The sequence below is a fragment of the Fodinibius sediminis genome (assembly GCF_900182555.1).
Taxonomy (GTDB): Bacteria; Bacteroidota; Rhodothermia; order Balneolales; family Balneolaceae; genus Fodinibius; species Fodinibius sediminis.
In genome coordinates this window covers 196,333-214,046 of the sequence record NZ_FXTH01000005.1, presented here as the reverse complement: position 1 = coordinate 214,046, position 17,714 = coordinate 196,333, and the positions used below count along the sequence as shown (strand labels likewise).

At 49.2% G+C, this 17,714-nt stretch carries 16 protein-coding genes; 14 read left to right on the top strand and 2 right to left on the bottom strand.

Annotated elements, in window-relative coordinates:
- Positions 1-34 precede the first annotated feature (34 nt).
- Complete coding sequence (locus FN808_RS07375; protein ID WP_142713916.1) at positions 35-598, bottom strand: DUF420 domain-containing protein; 564 nt, start codon at positions 596-598, stop codon at positions 35-37.
- A 367-nt stretch (positions 599-965) separates the two neighbouring features.
- On the opposite strand from FN808_RS07375, the gene FN808_RS07370 reads away from it, so the two are divergent.
- The 12 genes from FN808_RS07370 to FN808_RS07315 all read left to right on the top strand — a co-directional run bounded on the left by FN808_RS07370 (position 966) and on the right by FN808_RS07315 (position 14,252).
- Complete coding sequence (locus FN808_RS07370; RefSeq protein WP_142713915.1) at positions 966-1,613, top strand: cytochrome c3 family protein; 648 nt, start codon at positions 966-968, stop codon at positions 1,611-1,613.
- A gap of 49 nt (positions 1,614-1,662) precedes the next feature.
- Complete coding sequence (locus tag FN808_RS07365) at positions 1,663-4,716, top strand: TAT-variant-translocated molybdopterin oxidoreductase (RefSeq protein ID WP_142713914.1); 3,054 nt, start codon at positions 1,663-1,665, stop codon at positions 4,714-4,716.
- Positions 4,717-4,733: 17 nt separating this feature from the next.
- Positions 4,734-6,164 carry an NrfD/PsrC family molybdoenzyme membrane anchor subunit gene (nrfD, locus tag FN808_RS07360; RefSeq protein WP_142713913.1) on the top strand — a complete coding sequence of 477 codons (1,431 nt, stop codon included), beginning with the start codon at positions 4,734-4,736 and terminating at the stop codon, positions 6,162-6,164.
- Positions 6,165-6,176: 12 nt separating this feature from the next.
- Positions 6,177-6,725, top strand: coding sequence for a DUF3341 domain-containing protein (locus FN808_RS07355; protein WP_142713912.1), 549 nt, complete (start codon positions 6,177-6,179; stop codon positions 6,723-6,725).
- 35 nt (positions 6,726-6,760) lie between these two features.
- Positions 6,761-7,747 (top strand): c-type cytochrome, encoded by a 987-nt coding sequence (locus FN808_RS07350; RefSeq protein ID WP_142713911.1) that lies wholly within the window; start codon positions 6,761-6,763, stop codon positions 7,745-7,747.
- 48 nt (positions 7,748-7,795) lie between these two features.
- Positions 7,796-8,980 (top strand): hypothetical protein, encoded by a 1,185-nt coding sequence (locus FN808_RS07345; RefSeq protein ID WP_142713910.1) that lies wholly within the window; start codon positions 7,796-7,798, stop codon positions 8,978-8,980.
- A 65-nt stretch (positions 8,981-9,045) separates the two neighbouring features.
- Positions 9,046-9,600 carry a hypothetical protein gene (locus FN808_RS07340; RefSeq protein WP_142713909.1) on the top strand — a complete coding sequence of 185 codons (555 nt, stop codon included), beginning with the start codon at positions 9,046-9,048 and terminating at the stop codon, positions 9,598-9,600.
- Positions 9,601-9,710: 110 nt separating this feature from the next.
- Positions 9,711-10,559 carry an SCO family protein gene (locus tag FN808_RS07335; RefSeq protein ID WP_142713908.1) on the top strand — a complete coding sequence of 283 codons (849 nt, stop codon included), beginning with the start codon at positions 9,711-9,713 and terminating at the stop codon, positions 10,557-10,559.
- Positions 10,546-11,496 (top strand): cytochrome c oxidase subunit II, encoded by a 951-nt coding sequence (gene coxB / locus FN808_RS07330; RefSeq protein ID WP_142713907.1) that lies wholly within the window; start codon positions 10,546-10,548, stop codon positions 11,494-11,496. Before FN808_RS07335 ends, coxB begins: the two co-directional genes overlap by 14 nt.
- 1 nt (position 11,497) lies before the next feature.
- Positions 11,498-13,234, top strand: a complete 1,737-nt coding sequence (gene ctaD / locus FN808_RS07325; protein WP_142713906.1) for a cytochrome c oxidase subunit I — start codon at positions 11,498-11,500, stop codon at positions 13,232-13,234.
- Positions 13,235-13,271: 37 nt separating this feature from the next.
- A complete protein-coding gene (locus FN808_RS07320) occupies positions 13,272-13,925 on the top strand; it encodes a cytochrome c oxidase subunit 3 family protein (RefSeq protein ID WP_142713905.1) in 654 nt (217 codons plus the stop codon).
- Positions 13,926-13,949: 24 nt separating this feature from the next.
- A complete protein-coding gene (locus FN808_RS07315; protein ID WP_142713904.1) occupies positions 13,950-14,252 on the top strand; it encodes a cytochrome C oxidase subunit IV family protein in 303 nt (100 codons plus the stop codon).
- A gap of 447 nt (positions 14,253-14,699) precedes the next feature.
- On the opposite strand, the gene FN808_RS18875 is transcribed toward FN808_RS07315, so the two are convergent.
- Positions 14,700-14,861 carry a hypothetical protein gene (locus tag FN808_RS18875; protein ID WP_185958300.1) on the bottom strand — a complete coding sequence of 54 codons (162 nt, stop codon included), beginning with the start codon at positions 14,859-14,861 and terminating at the stop codon, positions 14,700-14,702.
- Between FN808_RS18875 and FN808_RS07310 the strand changes: the two genes are divergently transcribed.
- Together FN808_RS07310 and FN808_RS07305 are read left to right on the top strand one after the other, a co-directional pair.
- The gene (locus FN808_RS07310) at positions 14,843-16,984 is read left to right on the top strand and encodes a M3 family metallopeptidase (RefSeq protein WP_142714007.1); all 2,142 of its coding nucleotides are present in this window, start codon (positions 14,843-14,845) and stop codon (positions 16,982-16,984) included. The two genes, FN808_RS18875 and FN808_RS07310, sit on opposite strands and share 19 nt — an antisense overlap.
- Positions 16,985-17,106: 122 nt before the next feature.
- On the top strand, positions 17,107-17,691 hold the full coding sequence (locus FN808_RS07305; protein WP_142713903.1) for an LOG family protein: 585 nt from the start codon (positions 17,107-17,109) through the stop codon (positions 17,689-17,691).
- The last annotated feature ends 23 nt before the right edge of the window (positions 17,692-17,714 follow it).

The window sequence follows — 17,714 nt, the reverse complement described above, 5'->3', positions numbered from 1 at the left end:
CCACTGCCGTACTCCCCTCCGAAACTTCCGGAATCTATTGGTATGCCCGGAGCAAAAAGAAGATCATCACGCCCGTCACCGACACATAAAGCCATACCGGCAGGGTAACTTTGGAAACCTTTCGGTGCAGCTTCAGCTTTCCAGAAAACGCCAGGTAAAAACTGGTCAATATCAACGGCATAACCAGGGCGGAAAGGATGATATGAGAGATCAGTATAAAAAAATAGAACGGCCGTATAATCCCTTCACCTGTAAAAGGGGTGCTGCCATGAAAATAGTGATAGATCACATAACTGATCAGAAAGAAAGTGGAAGTTATGAAAGCCGTCAGATTAAACTTCATATGCCGGCTGAACTTCCTTTGCCTGATAGCCTGATATCCAAACAGCAAAAGAATGGTACTTGCACTGTTCAGCAGGGCATTCAGTGCCGGGAGGCTGGTGACCAGGCCGGAGGTGTAATCCGCTCCCCCCTTGAAATAGATCAGCCAGAATAAAAAGCCGAGGGCCGTGCCACTTATCAGTAGTATAACCCCGATGGCTTTGGAGATGCTGATATCTTTTAACAGGTCAAGCGTAAACGGTTCGTCGGGACTCATCAATACAAGAGGTCAGATTAATTTTTCGAAAAACCCAAGGTACAAAGAATAGCACTATAATTAGAGTCTGTTTCACAAGTTTTTGTGGGCGCCCCCTGCATCAGGAGCAGGTTCGTCGCCTGTCAATATTACAGCGGTTATGCAAACAAGTCGGCCTTTTGGTTAAGCATTTTTGAAAAATTGATTTTATATTAGCCCCTATTTTGGGAACGGCGCAAAAGCGCCCCGTCCCTCTATTTAGAATAGATTTAAATATAGGCGAAGGTATTTTTGCGGGTTCTAAAAGACTTGGATTTTCCATACCTTCATGCCGAAACTTTTGTTACGAACATTTGCCAAATAAGCAACGCTAAATTACATGTGACCTATGGCTCAGATTTTTCCTAAATGGGCAAACGAAGTTCCGCGCCAACTATTGCTTGGGCTCATCATTTTTGCAACCGCAACCGTAGCCGGTGTCTGGTATTATTTTTCCCCGGAGTATACAGATGTTGGCTATGCCCCGGAGCAACCAATTCAGTACAGTCATAAGTTTCATGCCGGCGAACTCGATATTGATTGCGAGTATTGCCACACCAATACTTTCGATTCGAAGCATGCCAATGTCCCTGCCACCGAAACATGCATGAACTGCCATGCTCAGATTGATTCAAAAAAACCAGAAGAAATTAAAAAAATTCGTGAAAGCTGGGAATCCGGAGAGCCTATCGAGTGGATCCGGGTGCACAACCTTCCTGATTATGCTTATTTCAATCACGCGGCCCACGTAAACGTTGGAGTAGGCTGTGAAAGCTGCCACGGACGCGTAGACAAAATGGATGTTGTTCAGCAGATTGAACCTCTCAGCATGAGCTGGTGCCTCGATTGTCACCGGAACCCCGAACAGTTCGTACGCCCTGTTGAAGAAGTAACGACCATGGGCTATGACATTGAGAACCAGATCGAAAAGGGGCTTGAGTTGGTTTCAGAGAAAAACATCAATCCTCCGACCAATTGTCAAAGCTGTCACTATTAATAAGGTATAATAAAACCGAACGAACTTGAATTAACGCAATCGTAACCGAATGAGCGAAGAAGTCAAAAGTCCCAATTACTGGAAAAGCCTGGGCGAACTTGCAAAAAATGAGGAGTACCAAAAGTTCGTCGAGCGCGAATTTCCCGAAAATGCTACTGAACTCAACGACCAGGTATCGCGGCGCAGCTTCCTGCGCGTGATGGGGGCTTCTATTGCCCTGGCTGGCTTTGCAGCATGTCGGCGCCCCGTTCAGAAGATCATGCCGTACTCCGACATGCCGGAAGAGGTGACCCCCGGGAAACCGTTGTATTACGCTTCCGCCATGCCGTTTCAGGATGCCTTGACCGGCATTGTCGTTGAAAACCATGAAGGACGTCCGGGTAAGATAGAAGGAAATCATTTACACCCGGCCAGTAGCGGCAATACCAGCATTTTCGGGCAGGCATCGATACTGAATATGTATGATCCCGATCGTTCCCGGTACGTACGAAAGGATGGGGAACGCTCCTCGGTCAGTGCTTTTACCAAATTTTGCAGCAATCATTTTTCTGACACCGAACAGAATGTTGCCTTCATCTCGGAAGCGAACTCTTCCCCCACCTTTAATAAGCTGCGGGAAGAGGCTCTTAGCCAGTTCCCAAATGCTCAGTGGGTCACTTATGAGCCTTTCGGGGAAGACAATGCCCTCGAGGGAGCCAATATTGCGTTCGACCAGCGCTTGCGCACCTTTAATCAGTTTGACCAGGCCAATGTCATTGTCGCTTTTGATGATGACTTCCTAAACCCGGCTGCGGACAAGAACAGCGTGGAAAACACCCGCCGATTTACAGAAGGGCGCGATATTGAATCGCCCGAAGACGGCATGTCGCGCTTTTATGCCATTGAAAGCACCTTCTCACTGACCGGATCCAATGCCGATAACCGCCTGCGCCTCAAATCAGGCGATATCGGCCTCTTTATATATGCCCTTGCTGCCGAGTTATCCAATTCTGTCAGCGGACTCTCGGCGTTCAGCGGTGTCAGTAACAGATTTTCTGATCACGAATGGATTCCCGTCCTGGCAGAGGAACTTCTTGAAAATCGCGGAGAGTCGGTTCTCACCGTGGGCCGCGATCACCAGCCGGAACTGCATGCTACAGTGGCGGCCATCAATACCGCCCTCGGCAATACCGGACAATCCGTTACCTATCATGAAGTTCCGCATTTCAGCGATCAAAATGACCAGGAGGCATTCGTCAACCTGGTCGAAGAGCTAAATAACGGAACTATTGATACGGTCGTTCTGGTTGGCACCAACCCAGCGTTTACGGCGCCGGCCGACTTGAATTTTGCCGATGCCCTTTCGCAGGCAGGTCAGGTTATCCATCTCTCCGATTATTATGATGAAACCTCGAAACTGGCGAACTGGCACCTCAACCGTGCCCACTTCCTGGAGGCATGGGGCGATGGTTCCTCCTATACCGGGACACCTTCCATCATCCAGCCTCAAATTGAGCCGCTGTATTCGGGGATCAGTGAAATTGAATTTTTAGATACCATCCTAACCGGCCAGCAGAGTGACGGCTATGAGCTCGTACAGCAGACCTGGCAGGCCTATTATTCCTCCGACTTTCAGTCTGAATGGAAACAGGCCCTCCACGATGGGATAGCCGGCAATGAAACCTTTCCCGTTGTTTCAGTAAGCATTTCAAATGATTTTAATACGGCTGCGGCTGACTTTGCCAGCAATGCCAGTCCCTCTGAGGGCCTGGAGCTTGTCATTCGGGCCGACTCCACCGTCTTTGACGGTCGTTATGCCAATAACGGCTGGCTTCAGGAGTTGCCCAAGCCCATGACCAAGATTACCTGGGACAATGTGGCGCTGATGAGCAAGAAAACTGCTGACGAACTTGGTATCAAAGCGGCGGGACTGGGGGAATCGGAAGTAGAAGTGCTATCCGTAACTGTCGACGGCACCACGATTGAAATTCCAGCCTGGGTTCAGCCCGGCCATGCCGATGACAGCATTACCGTCACCGTCGGGTACGGACGCGAAGGATTTGGACGTGTTGCCAATAAGATGGGGGTTGACACATATCCCCTCCGCACGACAAACAACATGCATTTTGCAGACGGTATTTCCGTGGAGAAGACAGGTAAAATGTATGAAATTGCCTGTACCCAGGACCACAACACCATGGAAGGCCGCTCACTCCTTCGCTATGCTACCTTGCAGGAGTACCGAGAGAATCCTGACTTCTCAACTTATGAATCTTCATACGATGCTGAAATGCCGGGCGTCGCCTATGCCGAGGAAACAACCGGTGACAGCGACCCGCTATCCATTTTTGATGCCATCGATGAACAGGAATATCCCGAGGAGGAGCCGCAATGGGGTATGACCATCGACCTGAATGCCTGTACGGGCTGCGGGGTCTGCACCATGGCCTGTAATGCGGAGAACAATATTCCCGTCATCGGGAAGCGCGAGGTAAGCCGGGGCCGTGAAATGCACTGGATACGTAATGACCGCTATTTCGACGGTGATGTCAACGATCCCAAGGCTCTTCACCAGCCGGTGCCCTGCATGCACTGTGAACTGGCCCCCTGCGAGCAGGTCTGCCCGGTTGCAGCAACCACTCACAGTGATGATGGCATGAACCAGATGACCTACAATCGCTGTATCGGAACCCGTTACTGCGCCAACAACTGCCCGTACAAGGTCCGTCGATTCAACTTCTTCAATTATACCAAGGAATTTTTGACCAGCGGCGACGATCCGGAGATTGTACAGATGGCCATGAATCCGGAAGTAACCGTCCGCTTCCGCGGGGTGATGGAAAAATGCACGTACTGCGTGCAGCGTGTAAATCGCGCCAAGATTCAGCGAAGCATTGCAACGAACGGGCAGAGTAAAAAGCCCGTCGACGGCTCGGTAGAAACGGCCTGTCAGCAAGCCTGTCCTGCAGACGCCATCTATTTCGGCGATCTTACCGATCCCGACAGCCAGGTTGTTCAGACCAAGAGAAATAACCGCAACTACCTGCTACTTGAAGAGGTTAATACGCGTCCCCGAACGTCGTATCTTGCCCAAATTCGTAATCCCAATCCCAAATTGGCCTAATTTTCAATAATTTTACGATGAGCACAGATTATCAATACGTACCAGAGCCAAAACTTGTAAAAGGTGACCATACCTTTGGGAGTATTACCGATCTTATTACTAAGACGCCTCTTTCTCCTACCCCTAAATTGTGGTACCTGGCATTTGGACTTGCCAACATCCTTCTTATTGTTCTCCTTGGAGCTATCGGCTATCTCATTTGGGATGGGACCGGCATCTGGGGACTGAACAACCCTGCAGGATGGGGCTGGGCCATCATTAACTTTGTCTGGTGGGTCGGTATTGGTCACGCCGGTACGCTTATCTCTGCTATTCTATTCCTTTTCAGGCAGGGATGGCGAACGGCTATCAACAGGTTTGCCGAAGCGATGACGATTTTTGCCGTAATGTGTGCCGGTATTTTCCCGGCTATCCACGTAGGCCGTATCTGGGTAATCTACTGGGTTTTCCCCATTCCCAACCAGATGGCTGCCTGGCCCAACTTCTCAAGCCCGCTGCTGTGGGACGTTTTTGCAGTAAGTACCTATTTCACGGTTTCACTGCTGTTCTGGTATGTAGGTCTCATTCCCGACTTTGCCACCCTGCGCGACAAGGCCAAGAGCAAAGCGGCCAAAATCTCTTATGGCATCGCTTCGCTGGGCTGGACCGGCAGTTTCCGCAACTGGTGGAATTATGAGAAAGCTTATATGATACTGGCCGGCCTTGCAACTCCGCTGGTACTTTCTGTGCACACCATCGTATCTTTTGACTTTGCTGTTTCCGTTATCCCAGGCTGGCACAGCACCATATTCCCACCCTATTTTGTTGCCGGTGCTATTTATTCCGGTTTTGCCATGGTATTGACCCTCATGCTGATTGCACGCAAGATCTACGGGCTTGAGGACATCATGAATATCGACATTATGGAAAAAATGAACCTGGTGATGATGATCACCGGTAACCTGGTGGCCTTTGCCTACCTGATGGAAGGCTTTGTAGCCTGGTACAGTGGCTATATCTATGAACAGGGCATTTTCTGGCTCTATGTGGTAGGTCCCTACGCCTGGGGTTTCTGGATTTTGATGTTTTGTAACGTGGTCACGCCGCAGTTCTTGTGGTTTAAAAAGATTCGGCGCAATGTGGCCATCACCTTTGTGATCTCCATTATCGTAAACATCGGCATGTGGTTCGAACGTTTTATGATTTCGGTTGCTTCACTGGCCACCGACTTCATGCCCTCTGCATGGGATTACTATTCACCCACGTTATGGGACATTCTGACATACATAGGAACCTTCGGACTCTTTTTCACCTTCTTCCTCCTTTTCCTGCGCTTCCTGCCCATGGTAGCCATTGCAGAGGTCAAGGGAGTGATGCCGCAGGCCGACCCGCATAATTACGATGAAGATAATGATTTTGACCTAACCAAAACTGAACCTGCAGTAGTACAACAAGAGCAAACTGTTTAGCGACAAATAACCATGGAAACAGAAAACAACAATATTTACGGTGTATTAGCTGAGTTCCGTAATCCCAAAGAGCTTGTTGATGCGGCTACTTCAGTTAAAAAGTCCGGATACAAAGATTTTGATACCTATGCCCCCTTTCCCATTCATGGAATGGAAAAAGCAATGGGCATTAAAGAATCGCCTCTGGGATGGATTGTCCTCGGGGGGGCTCTGACGGGCCTTATCGGGGCCGTCACCCTCATGGTGTGGGTCATGGGCTATGAATATCCCATGAATATCAGTGGAAAACCTTTTATCAACATTCCCATTTATGTGCCCATAGGCTTTGAACTTACGGTACTGCTTGCAGCCGGTGCAACCGTGTTCGGGATGCTCTTCCTGAATAAACTGCCCCGCTTGAACAATCCGCTTTTTGGTGTTGATCGCTTTGAGAAGGCAACCGACGACGGTTTCTTCGTCTGTATCGAAGCTTCTGATGACCTTTTTGCCGAAGAAAAAGTTACCAAGCTGTTTCGGGATAGCGGAGCCACACACATTGAAACCGTTTACGACTCGGAATAAATCATAAAACAATCTTTAGTTTGCCTAATAATCCGATGAAAGCTACCAAGTATTTATATTTAGCGGCTATTGCTCTGCCAGTGGTCCTCTCCTCATGTCGCGGACAAATTTCAGAAAAGCCCCCGGTCCATCCCATTATGGACATGGACCAGCAGGAGCGGTTTGAGCCGCAGGAGCGCAACGCATTCTTTGCCGACAATCGTGCTATGCGTCAGCCGGTGGAAGGGACGGTTGCCCGGGGAAATCTGAAAAAAGATACGGTCTACTACCAGGGGATAAATACAGACAGCAGTTTTGTTGCTGATGCACCTGTTAAACTTACAAAATCATTTTTATACCGGGGCAAGGATCGTTATGAAGTCTTCTGCACCCCCTGCCATGGCTTGGCAGGCGACGGACAGGGCATCATCATGGCCAACAACTATGGGTATGTACCGGCCCCAAGCTTTCACATTGACCGTCTGCGCGAGGTTAACGACGGTTATCTCTATTCTGTAATTGCCAATGGTATCCGTAACATGCCCTCTTATGCGCAACAGATACCTGTTAGAGACCGGTGGGCGATTGTGTCTTATGTTCGGGCACTTCAGCAAAGCCAGAACGCCACGGAAGATAACGTTCAGCAATATGATGTTGACCTGTCCTCCCTGCAGGAAGAGTATAAGCAACAGCAGGCGGTAGCCGAAAAACAAGCGGCGTCACAGCAGGATGCAGGTGGCGAGGTCTCGGCCGAGCGAGGAAAGACCGTTGCCGCAGAGAATGCCTGTAACGCCTGCCATTCCACGGATGGAGCCAAGATGGTTGGTCCCACCTGGCAAAACCTATTCGGATCCGAACGGACACTGGATGATGGATCCACGGTTACCGCCGATGAGGAGTACCTGCGTGAATCCATTGTGAATCCTTCCGCTAAGATTGCTGAAGGGTTCCCCCCCTCTATGGTACCCTATGACCATCTGAGTGACAGCGATATTAATTCTCTCATTGAATACATAAAATCGCTGAGCGAGAACGCTGAATAATTGAAATTACATAACGTATATAACGTCTATAAACGATTGGTTTAATCTATGAGCAAGCCTAAATTAACCGATACGCTGGAGTTTCCCTCAGACCTTAATGTCACCAAATCGCTGTTTGGAGTGGGTGTAGTAGGTTTAATAGCCAGTGGCATAGGATATTTCCTGGAACACGACCAGTTTTTCTTCTCCTACCTGGTTAACTTTGCCTTCTTTTCCAGCATTGCCCTGGCCAGCTTATTCTTTGTATTGATTCAGCATCTCACTCGCTCGCACTGGAGTGTTGCCATCCGGCGTATCCCTGAAACTATTTCCTCCAACCTCTGGATATGGGGCCTTTTCCTGATTCCCGTACTCCTGGGCATGCACTCACTGTATCACTGGACCCACGCCGATGCGGTAACCCATGACCCGGTTCTGCAGGGCAAGTCGCCTTACCTTGACACCAGCTTTTTTATCATCCGGCAGGTTATCTATTTTGCCCTTTGGAGCTTCCTCGGCTACCGACTGTACACCAAATCGGTAGAGATGGACAAAACCGGTGACTGGGGACTTCAGACCCTGCTTCGAAGAACCAGCGGGCCCGGCCTCTTTCTTTTTGGCATTACGCTCGCTTTCGCTTCTTTCGATTGGTTGATGAGTCTCGATCCTCACTGGTATTCCACCATCTTCGGAGTTTATTACTTCGCCATGAGTTTTCAGGTGCTTTTTGCAGTACTCATCCTGATGGTGCTCTTTCTGTGGAAAAAGGGCCTGCTTACCAATACCATCAAAAAAGGACATATTTATGACCTGGGTGTTCAGCTGTTCGGGTTCACTGTATTCTACGCCTATATCGCATTCAGCCAGTTTCTCCTTATTTATTACGCCAACATTCCTGAAGAGACCGTTTGGTTTTTGGAACGTCTTAACGGCGGCTACGAGTATTTAGCCTATTTTTACCTCTTTGGACGCTTTGTTATTCCCTTTGTGGTCTTGCTTCCAAAGCGTGCCAAGTCGAATTTCAAAATTGTCGGAACTATTTCCGTGCTGATTCTGGCCTCTCATCTTGTTGAGTTATACTGGATTGTGATGCCGGTACTTGATCACCACGGCTTCCACTTCAACTGGATGACCCTGACCAGTTTTGTCGGATTGGGAGGCATCTTCATGGGATTATTCTTCCGCAAGTTCAAACAGGAGAAAATGATCCCTGTTAATGATCCGCGATTGGGAGATTCAATCAATAAACACTAACAGCACCAACTAATACGTTGAAAGCAGTAAGGGTCTGCCCGCTGCGACTACAAGTTTTTTGAATTATGACAAGCGAAGAGAAAAACTATACTCCAGAGTTCAAAAAAGAGGTGGCTCAAAAAGCGTTGGACCAGTCCAAACAGAATCTTGAGTCTCTCTCAAAGGAATACGATGTCCCCGTTTCAATCATTCTAATGTGGGCCACCGAGCTTGAAAAAGGCGGCGAAGACGTTTTCCAAAAAGCCGCTGAAGCTTCCGGACAGACCGAAAAAGAATCGGAAAATGTTGAACTGGATGTCAGTGATGAAGAAGTGGCCAGTTCCCTGGAACACGGGGTGATGTTCGACCATCTGAACTACAAACGCCTGATCTTCTGGAGTGTGCTGGGGATTATCCTGGTGCTGGTTTTTGTACAGGCACTGTTTGAGATGTATCAGACCAACAAGAGCTCGCTGCAAAACCGTGTGTCGGCCCAGAGCGGTGAGTACTACCAAGCCAACGAGCTCAAGAAGGAGGCAGAAGAGAAATTATCAACTTTTGGTGTCATTAATCTTGAAGAAGGCACCTATAGAATGCCCATCGACAGCGTCATTAGTGAAATGGCTGTCGATGCGGAATAACTAACCGGGTTACTGCAACATAAATGAGGCTCTATCCAACCTCGCCCTGCGGTCAAAGACGGCCCTTATAAAGGGTGTTTGCAGAGTATCATAGTAACGATTACAAACATATGCGTTATGTAGGACCATTAGCTGTAGTGCTATTGCTTTTAGGCTTTCTCCTACAACCTGTAGACTCCGCAGCACAGCTTAACCAGCAGAAACCGAAAGACCTGCAAAATATAGGAGTCACGGAACAGCTGGGACAGAAAATACCGTTAGACCTGAAGTTTGCTACTGCCGAAGGTGATTCAATACTTCTGGGGGAACTTTTTGAGGATGACAAGCCGGTGCTGTTAAACCCGGTCTATTATGAATGTCCTCAGCTTTGCTCTATGATTAAAGAGGCCATTTTCAAAGGAGTGAAAGACCTGAAATGGAGCCCGGCTACCGACTATAATATTATCACTTTCAGTTTCGATTCTGAGGAGGGCCCCAAGCTGGCTGCTGAGAACAAAAATCGATTTTTGAACAGGCTGGACAGGGAAGGTGCTGAAAATGGATGGCATTTTCTGACCGGCAACAAAGAAAGTATCAGAACACTGACCGAGGCCGTGGGCTATGATTTCAAAAAATTGGAAAACGGTCAGTATGCCCATGGGGCGGCCATCATGTTTTTAAGTCCCGATGGAACAATAACGCGGTATCTCTACGGCCTTAAGTTCGACGAATTTAACATGCGGAATGCACTTTACGAGGCGGCAGACGGCAAAATAGGCAGCACTGCTGAACAGGTACTGCTCTACTGCTACCAGTACGACGCGGATTCCAACTCCTATACCCCCGTTGCCTGGCGAATTATGAAGGTTGGCGGCTTTGCTACCATGATAATTCTGGCTATATTTCTTGGCTTTATGTGGGTACGATACCGATATTCTACTAATGAAAAGCAAATAAAAAAACCGAATGGAAGCGCTTAACGATCTACTACTACCCCCGGCGAAATCAACGCTGGCCCACCAGACAGACACTCTTTTTTGGTTTGTTCACCTGAGCGGCCTGGTCCTCACCATAGGACTCATAGGCGTACTTATCTACTTTGTATATAAATACCGGCGCAAGTCGGAGGATGAAGTTACCCCCCTCATCACCCATAACAACAAACTGGAGGTTACCTGGTCCGTTATTCCCCTCATCATGGTTCTCATTGTATTTGGATGGGGTTACCAGGTATTCATGGAACAGCGAGTGGCTCCGGATGACGCCTATGAGATTAACGTGACCGGGCAGAAGTGGATCTGGCAGTTTACCTACGAAAATGGTGCAAGAACCAATGGGGAGCTGCATGTTCCCGCCGGGCGCCCTGTCAAGCTGATCATGAGTTCCAACGACGTCATCCACTCCTTTTATGTTCCGGATTACCGCATCAAGCAGGACGTGGTACCCGGGCGCTATACCGAACTCTGGTTTACGGCCAAGGAGACCGGTGAGTCAATCGTATTCTGTACCGAATACTGCGGTACCTCCCACTCCGATATGACTGCCCAGGTTATTGTTCACGAAGAAGAAGAGTTTGACAGCTGGCTTGCAGATAATGCCGGCGGTGGCTCCAAACCGGAAGATCTTGCCCCCGCCGAATGGGGAGAACAACTGGCTACGGAATGGGCCTGTACCACCTGCCACTCCACAGACGGCACCAGCATGACCGGTCCGACCTGGCAGGGTGTCTTTGAAAGTGAGGAAACACTGACCGACGGATCGACGGTCACCGTCGATGAAAATTATCTCCGCGAGTCGATCCTCGAGCCCAGCGCCAAAGTCGTGGAAGGCTATCCCGATGTAATGAACACCTATCAGGGACAGCTCAACGACGACCAGATCAATGCTATTATAGAATACATAAAAACACTGAACTAATATGGCTACTGCAGAAACAAACCTTAAAAAAATTCAGGTTCAACGATATGAACCGGAATCTGATCCTGATCAACATTACCTAAATGAAGAGACCGGATTATGGGCCTGGTTAACCACGGTTGACCACAAGAAGATCGGCCTCATGTACCTGGCCTCCGTCACCTTCTTCTTTTTTGTAGGAGGCATTATGGCCCTGCTGGTCCGCACCGAACTCTGGACCCCCGCCAAGACCTTTATCGAGGCCAATACCTACAACCAGATCTTCACCCTTCACGGGGCTATTATGGTATTTCTCTTCCTGGTGCCTTCGGTTCCCGCCGCACTGGGCAACTTTTTCCTGCCGCTGCAGCTGGGTGCCAAGGATGTAGCCTTTCCCAGGCTGAACCTGCTAAGCTATTACCTCTATGTTGCCGGGGCACTCATTGCCCTGATCTCCATTGTCAACGGAGGAATTGATACAGGCTGGACGTTCTATACTCCCTACTCGTCGACAACCGGCGGGGCAGTTACCATTATGACCTTTGGTGTTTTTGTAATTGGGTTTTCCTCCATCCTTACGGGTGTGAACTTTATTACGACCATCCATAAAATGCGGGCGCCCGGCCTCAGCTGGGACAAGCTCTCTCTTTTCTGCTGGAGCCTCTATGCAACCAGCATCATCCAGATTCTGGCCACGCCTGTATTGGCCATCACACTGGCTCTCGTTGGCATGGAGCGTATTCTTGGAATTGGCATTTTTGATCCCGCACTCGGTGGTGACCCGGTGCTCTATCAGCACTTCTTCTGGTTCTACAGCCACCCGGCCGTATATATCATGATTGTACCCGGTTTTGGTATAGTCTCGGAGGTTATCTCAACCTTCTCCAAGAAGCATATTTTCGGCTACTGGGCCATTGCCCTCTCCTCACTGGCCATTGCCTTCATCGGTTTCCTGGTTTGGGGACACCATATGTTCGTTTCCGGGCAGGCCTCGCTGGCTTCCATGGTCTTCTCATTCCTGACGTTCCTGGTCGGTATTCCCACCGGAATCAAGATGTTTAACTGGACAGCCACACTCTACAAGGGATCCATCAGGGTGGCCTCCCCACTGCTTTACATCTTTGGATTTTTCTTCCTTTTCCTTGTGGGAGGATTAACCGGAATTGTACTGGGTTCTATCGCCTTGAATGTGCACTTGCACGATACCTACTACGTTGTAGCTCACTTCCACTTTGTGATGGTCGGTGGTATGGTAATGGCTTTTCTGGCTGGCGTACACTACTGGTGGCCCAAAATGACAGGACGTATGTACAACGAAACCATGGCCAAGATTTCCTGTGTGACAATCTTTATTGGATTCAATGTAACTTTCCTGCCCCAGTTTGTCATGGGTTCGCTGGGTATGCCCCGTCGTTATTTCAACTACATCGAGCAGTTCCAGATTTACCACCAGATTTCTACCGTCGGTTCCTACATTCTGGGAATCGGTTTCATGATGATCTTCTACTATCTCATCAGGTCGCTCTATAAAGGTAAGAAAGCAGAGCCCAATCCCTGGGGCAGCCGGGCGCTGGAATGGCAAGTAAACTCTCTGCCGCCACTGCATAACTTCCATCACACACCGGTGATTATCAACGGTCCGTACGACTATCACAAACCGATGGATGAATTTCAGCTGGGACTTGCTGAAAACGGGCACGGACATGCGCCCCAGCATGAGGCCGAAGTCAGCAGCCAGGAACCAACCAAAGCGGAATAACTCAGTTTAAAATTATAAAAACAGCAGAATCTGAATTATGGCAAATCATTCAACCTCCACGCATTCACAATTCTTCCAGCATCATTTTGTGGATGCGGAGCAACAGTTCGACGCTGCCAAAATGGGGATGTGGGTATTCCTGGTAACGGAGATCCTCTTTTTCGGCGGACTCTTTGCCGCCTACATTGTTTATCGCCTGTGGTACCCGGAACTCTTTGTAATGGCCTCAGAAGAACTCAACACCCTCTGGGGCGGTGTCAACACCATCGTGCTTATCGGCAGTAGTCTCACTGTCGCCATGGCTATCAAGTCGGCCCAGCTCAACCAGAAACGAAATATTGCCATAAACCTGGGCATCACCATTGCACTGGCAGCAATCTTTATGGTAATCAAGTATTTCGAATGGACCCACAAATTTCACCTGGGAATCTTTCCGGGCGAATTCTATGCCTTTGATGGCATCGACCATCCCAAGGCCAATGTGTTTTTTAGTCTGTATTATCTGATGACCGGCCTGCACGGCATTCACGTGGTGATCGGCATCGGACTGATGGTTTGGCTGCTGCTGCGTTCCATGAAGGGGCATTTTGACAGTGAATACTACACCCCGGTTGAGATCACCGGCCTTTACTGGCACCTGGTTGATATCATCTGGATTTTCCTCTTCCCCCTGTTCTATCTAATTGATTGATAACCCAAAACGACTTTTTCTCCTATGAGCGGACATCATATTTCGACCGATAAAACCCTGTTAGGTGTAGCCGGCGCCCTCCTGGTGCTAACAGTACTCACCGTTGTTGTTCACTATCTGCACCTTCCTAATCCATGGTCCATTATTGTAGCCATGGCAGTGGCTGTTGCCAAGGCATCCCTGGTAGCACTGTTCTTTATGAACCTGTACTGGGACGAGCGCTTCAACCTGATGCTTTTTCTGGCCTCTATCGCCTTCCTGGCACTACTGGTAGGATTTACCCTGCTTGATACTCTTTTCCGTCCGGAAGTGATACCTGGTTTCTAGATAGCAGCTGAACTTACGCAACCTTGACCAGCCGGTTCTTGTCTTGAAGAACCGGCTTTTTTAATTGCCCCCCTCCTTGTCGCCGGTCTTCTGTTCTATGTCTTGCTTACGTCATGAGCAACCCAACTTTCCGGGCGACCTTCCCAATACTGAGCTGGGATAATTGCCTTCCATACAGTCTGGGAAACCCCGATAAGACACGCACCATATGCACCCTCAAGGTGACTAAGCGGATAGATTTATCGGATACGCCGAACATCTGAACTCGATTGCCCCAGAATATTCATGACGTTTATGATCCAATGGAAGGTTTTTGAAACCGATCATAGAATTACGATGCCTGTGTCATCAATCAGCGGGAATGCTCAGTCCAGGTTCCAGGCCCCGAAAACTTGCAATACCTCCCGCCATCCCGGATGCCCATGCCGCAGGCATCCAGCTTACCGCTTAAATCATTGATGCCGTTTCGCAATAGGTCACTGCCATCACTGATTTTAAAAATTTTAAATCCCCGCCTGCATTACTATTTTTTTCCCTGTAATCCGTACCTTTGAGCACCGATTCCCACAACTCTTCATTTTGACCTAATGATGATGAAATTTCTATCACTCTACACTCTGATTCTAGCAGGCTGCCTGATGGTTTCCGCCTGTAATAAAACCAACAGTCAATCAACAGATATGAACGACAATCCCCTGTTTTCTCCCAGCGCCCTTGCCTTTGAAGCTCCCGACTTCAATGCTATTCAGATTAAACACTTCAGACCCGCTTTTGAGGCTGGCATGCAGCGGGAACTCGAACAGATGAAGGATATTGCCTCCAATCCCGATCCCCCCACCTTCGAAAATACCGTTGTGGCCATGGAAAAGAGCGGTCAGCTCCTGCAGCGCACCAGTTCGGTATTCTATAATCTGACTTCGGCCCATACCAATGAGAAGATCCAGGAAATTCAAAAAGAAATGGCACCAAAACTGGCAGCTCACTCTGATAATATCCTGTTGAATCCAACACTCTTTGACCGGGTAAAGACGCTCTATGAACGACGGGAGCAGCTGAACCTCGACACAGCCTCGCTCAAACTGCTGGAAGATACCCACCGCGATTTTGTACGAGCCGGAGCTGCACTGACAGAAGAGGAAAAAGAGCGTATGCGCAAAATCAATGAACGAATCTCTTCGCTGACCACTGAATTCCAGGATAACCTTCTTGCCATCACCAAAGAGCGGGCTGTGCTGGTACGTGATGTAACCAGGCTCGATGGACTAAGCGAAGACCGGGTCGCAGCTGCCGGGGAGGCAGCTGCCGAGCGGGGACACGAAGGGCAATATTTGCTTACCATCACCAATACCACCCGGGTGCCGATACTTAAAAATCTAAACGATCGCTCCCTGCGACGGCAAGTATGGGAAGCCTCTGCTTACCGGGGAATTGGCCAGGATAATGGTATCGACAATCGACCAATTATCCTTGAACTCGCGCAGCTTCGTGCCGAAAAAGCTGAACTTCTGGGCTATCCCAATTATGCAGCTTACAATCTGGACCCCCAGACAGCCAAAACTACAGATGCGGCTCTTGCTATGTTAACCGACCTCATTCCGCCTGTGATCGACAATACTGAGAAGGAGGCAGAAGCTATTGAGGGCATGATGCACAACGAAGGCATCGAAGGGGACGTTAAGCCGTGGGACTGGAATTATTATGCAGAGAAAGTACGCCAGGCCGAATACAATATCGACCAGTCGGAAGTACGGCCCTATTTTGAACTGAACCGCGTATTAGAAGACGGTGTTTTCTACACCATGCACAAGCTGTTCGGTATCACATTTGAGGAACGCGAAGACCTGCCGGTCTATCATCCGGACGTCCGCGTGTTCAATGTCTATGACAAGGACGGCTCACAGCTCGGCCTTTTCTATGCCGATTACTTTGAGCGCGACTCCAAGCGGGGCGGGGCCTGGATGAATTCCTTTGTTTCACAGTCGCGCCTGCTGCACAAGCAGCCGGTCATTGTGAATGTAATGAATATTCCCAAGCCCGCCGAGGGTGAGCCCGCCCTCATCAGCTTTGACAATGTGACCACCATGTTCCATGAAATGGGCCATGCGGTTCACGGGCTCTTCTCGGATGTCACCTACCCTTCCCAGAGCGGTACATCAGTGCCACGCGACTTCGTGGAGTTTCCCTCGACCTTTGAGGAAGACTGGGCCATTCAGCCGGGGATTCTTGAGAATTATGCCATTCACCACAAAACCGGAGAGCGTATCCCGAAGGAACTGCTGGATAAAATCATTGCGGCCCGCGACTTCAACCAGGGTTTCGATACCCAGGAATATCTGGCAGCTACGATGCTGGATCTCGAGTGGCACATGCTCGAGACGGGGGAAATACCGGATGCCGTTCAATCTTTCGAGGAGCAGGCCCTTGCAAAATACGGCCTGGATGTGGAAGCTGTGCCTCCACGTTATAAATCACCCTATTTTGCCCATGTCTTTGCCGGTGGCTATGCAGCCAGTTATTACGCCTATATCTGGAGCGAAGTTCTTGCAGCCGACGCCTTTGCGTATATTCAGAACCAAGGTGGACTTCAACAGAAAAACGGCGACCGATTTCGCAAATACATCCTCTCACAGGGGGGTAGCCGCGAAGCGATGGAACTCTATAAAGCCTATCGCGGCCAAGAACCGGAGGTGCAGCATCTGCTGGAACGTCGAGGCCTCGAGACGGGACAGTAAGGGAAGCAGACTTCGGAGATGAGTGCAAGCACCCTGCCTGCACAGTGCGGTATCTCCCTGTTTTTAAGTTGGAACGCCGGCTTTGGCATCACGTGTCATTAACCATTACTTTATTGTTTCATATGCTTGAAAAAATTTGTGTTTACTGTGGTTCAAGTCCCGGAAAACGAACATACTATCGGGACGGAGCCAGAAAACTGGCGAAACTGTTCGTGCAAAAAGATATTGAACTGGTTTACGGCGGAGCCAGTGTGGGTGTGATGGGCGCCCTTGCCGATGGTGTACTGGAAGCAGGGGGCCGTGTGACAGGTATTATCCCTGAAGACCTGGTCAGGAAGGAAGTAGCACACAACAAGCTGACTGATCTGCATGTTGTAGCATCCATGCATGAACGCAAGGCACAGATGGCAGATCTTTCTGATGCCTTTATTGCCCTTCCCGGTGGTCTCGGCACCCTCGAAGAACTCTTTGAAATAGTAACCTGGAGTCAGCTGGGGCTTCATCGGAAGCCCATAGGCCTGATAAATGTATCCGGTTACTACGATCAGCTGGCCTCATTCCTGGATCATGCCGTTGCCGAACAGTTTGTAAAAATCGAGCACCGCAATTTGCTTATGATAGAAAAAGATCCTGAGGAATTGATCAGTAATTTTGAAAATTACAAAGCGCCCGATACTGAAAAGTGGATAAGCAGCGACAGCACCTAAGCAAGATTCTCAGACCTTAACCA

Coding starts and splice junctions, on each gene's coding strand:
- FN808_RS07375 (WP_142713916.1), bottom strand. CDS start 598: ATGAGTCCCGACGAACCGTTTACGCTTGACCTGTTAAAAGATATCAGC.
- FN808_RS07370 (WP_142713915.1), top strand. CDS start 966: ATGGCTCAGATTTTTCCTAAATGGGCAAACGAAGTTCCGCGCCAACTA.
- FN808_RS07365 (WP_142713914.1), top strand. CDS start 1,663: ATGAGCGAAGAAGTCAAAAGTCCCAATTACTGGAAAAGCCTGGGCGAA.
- nrfD (WP_142713913.1), top strand. CDS start 4,734: ATGAGCACAGATTATCAATACGTACCAGAGCCAAAACTTGTAAAAGGT.
- FN808_RS07355 (WP_142713912.1), top strand. CDS start 6,177: ATGGAAACAGAAAACAACAATATTTACGGTGTATTAGCTGAGTTCCGT.
- FN808_RS07350 (WP_142713911.1), top strand. CDS start 6,761: ATGAAAGCTACCAAGTATTTATATTTAGCGGCTATTGCTCTGCCAGTG.
- FN808_RS07345 (WP_142713910.1), top strand. CDS start 7,796: ATGAGCAAGCCTAAATTAACCGATACGCTGGAGTTTCCCTCAGACCTT.
- FN808_RS07340 (WP_142713909.1), top strand. CDS start 9,046: ATGACAAGCGAAGAGAAAAACTATACTCCAGAGTTCAAAAAAGAGGTG.
- FN808_RS07335 (WP_142713908.1), top strand. CDS start 9,711: ATGCGTTATGTAGGACCATTAGCTGTAGTGCTATTGCTTTTAGGCTTT.
- coxB (WP_142713907.1), top strand. CDS start 10,546: ATGGAAGCGCTTAACGATCTACTACTACCCCCGGCGAAATCAACGCTG.
- ctaD (WP_142713906.1), top strand. CDS start 11,498: ATGGCTACTGCAGAAACAAACCTTAAAAAAATTCAGGTTCAACGATAT.
- FN808_RS07320 (WP_142713905.1), top strand. CDS start 13,272: ATGGCAAATCATTCAACCTCCACGCATTCACAATTCTTCCAGCATCAT.
- FN808_RS07315 (WP_142713904.1), top strand. CDS start 13,950: ATGAGCGGACATCATATTTCGACCGATAAAACCCTGTTAGGTGTAGCC.
- FN808_RS07310 (WP_142714007.1), top strand. CDS start 14,843: ATGATGAAATTTCTATCACTCTACACTCTGATTCTAGCAGGCTGCCTG.
- FN808_RS07305 (WP_142713903.1), top strand. CDS start 17,107: ATGCTTGAAAAAATTTGTGTTTACTGTGGTTCAAGTCCCGGAAAACGA.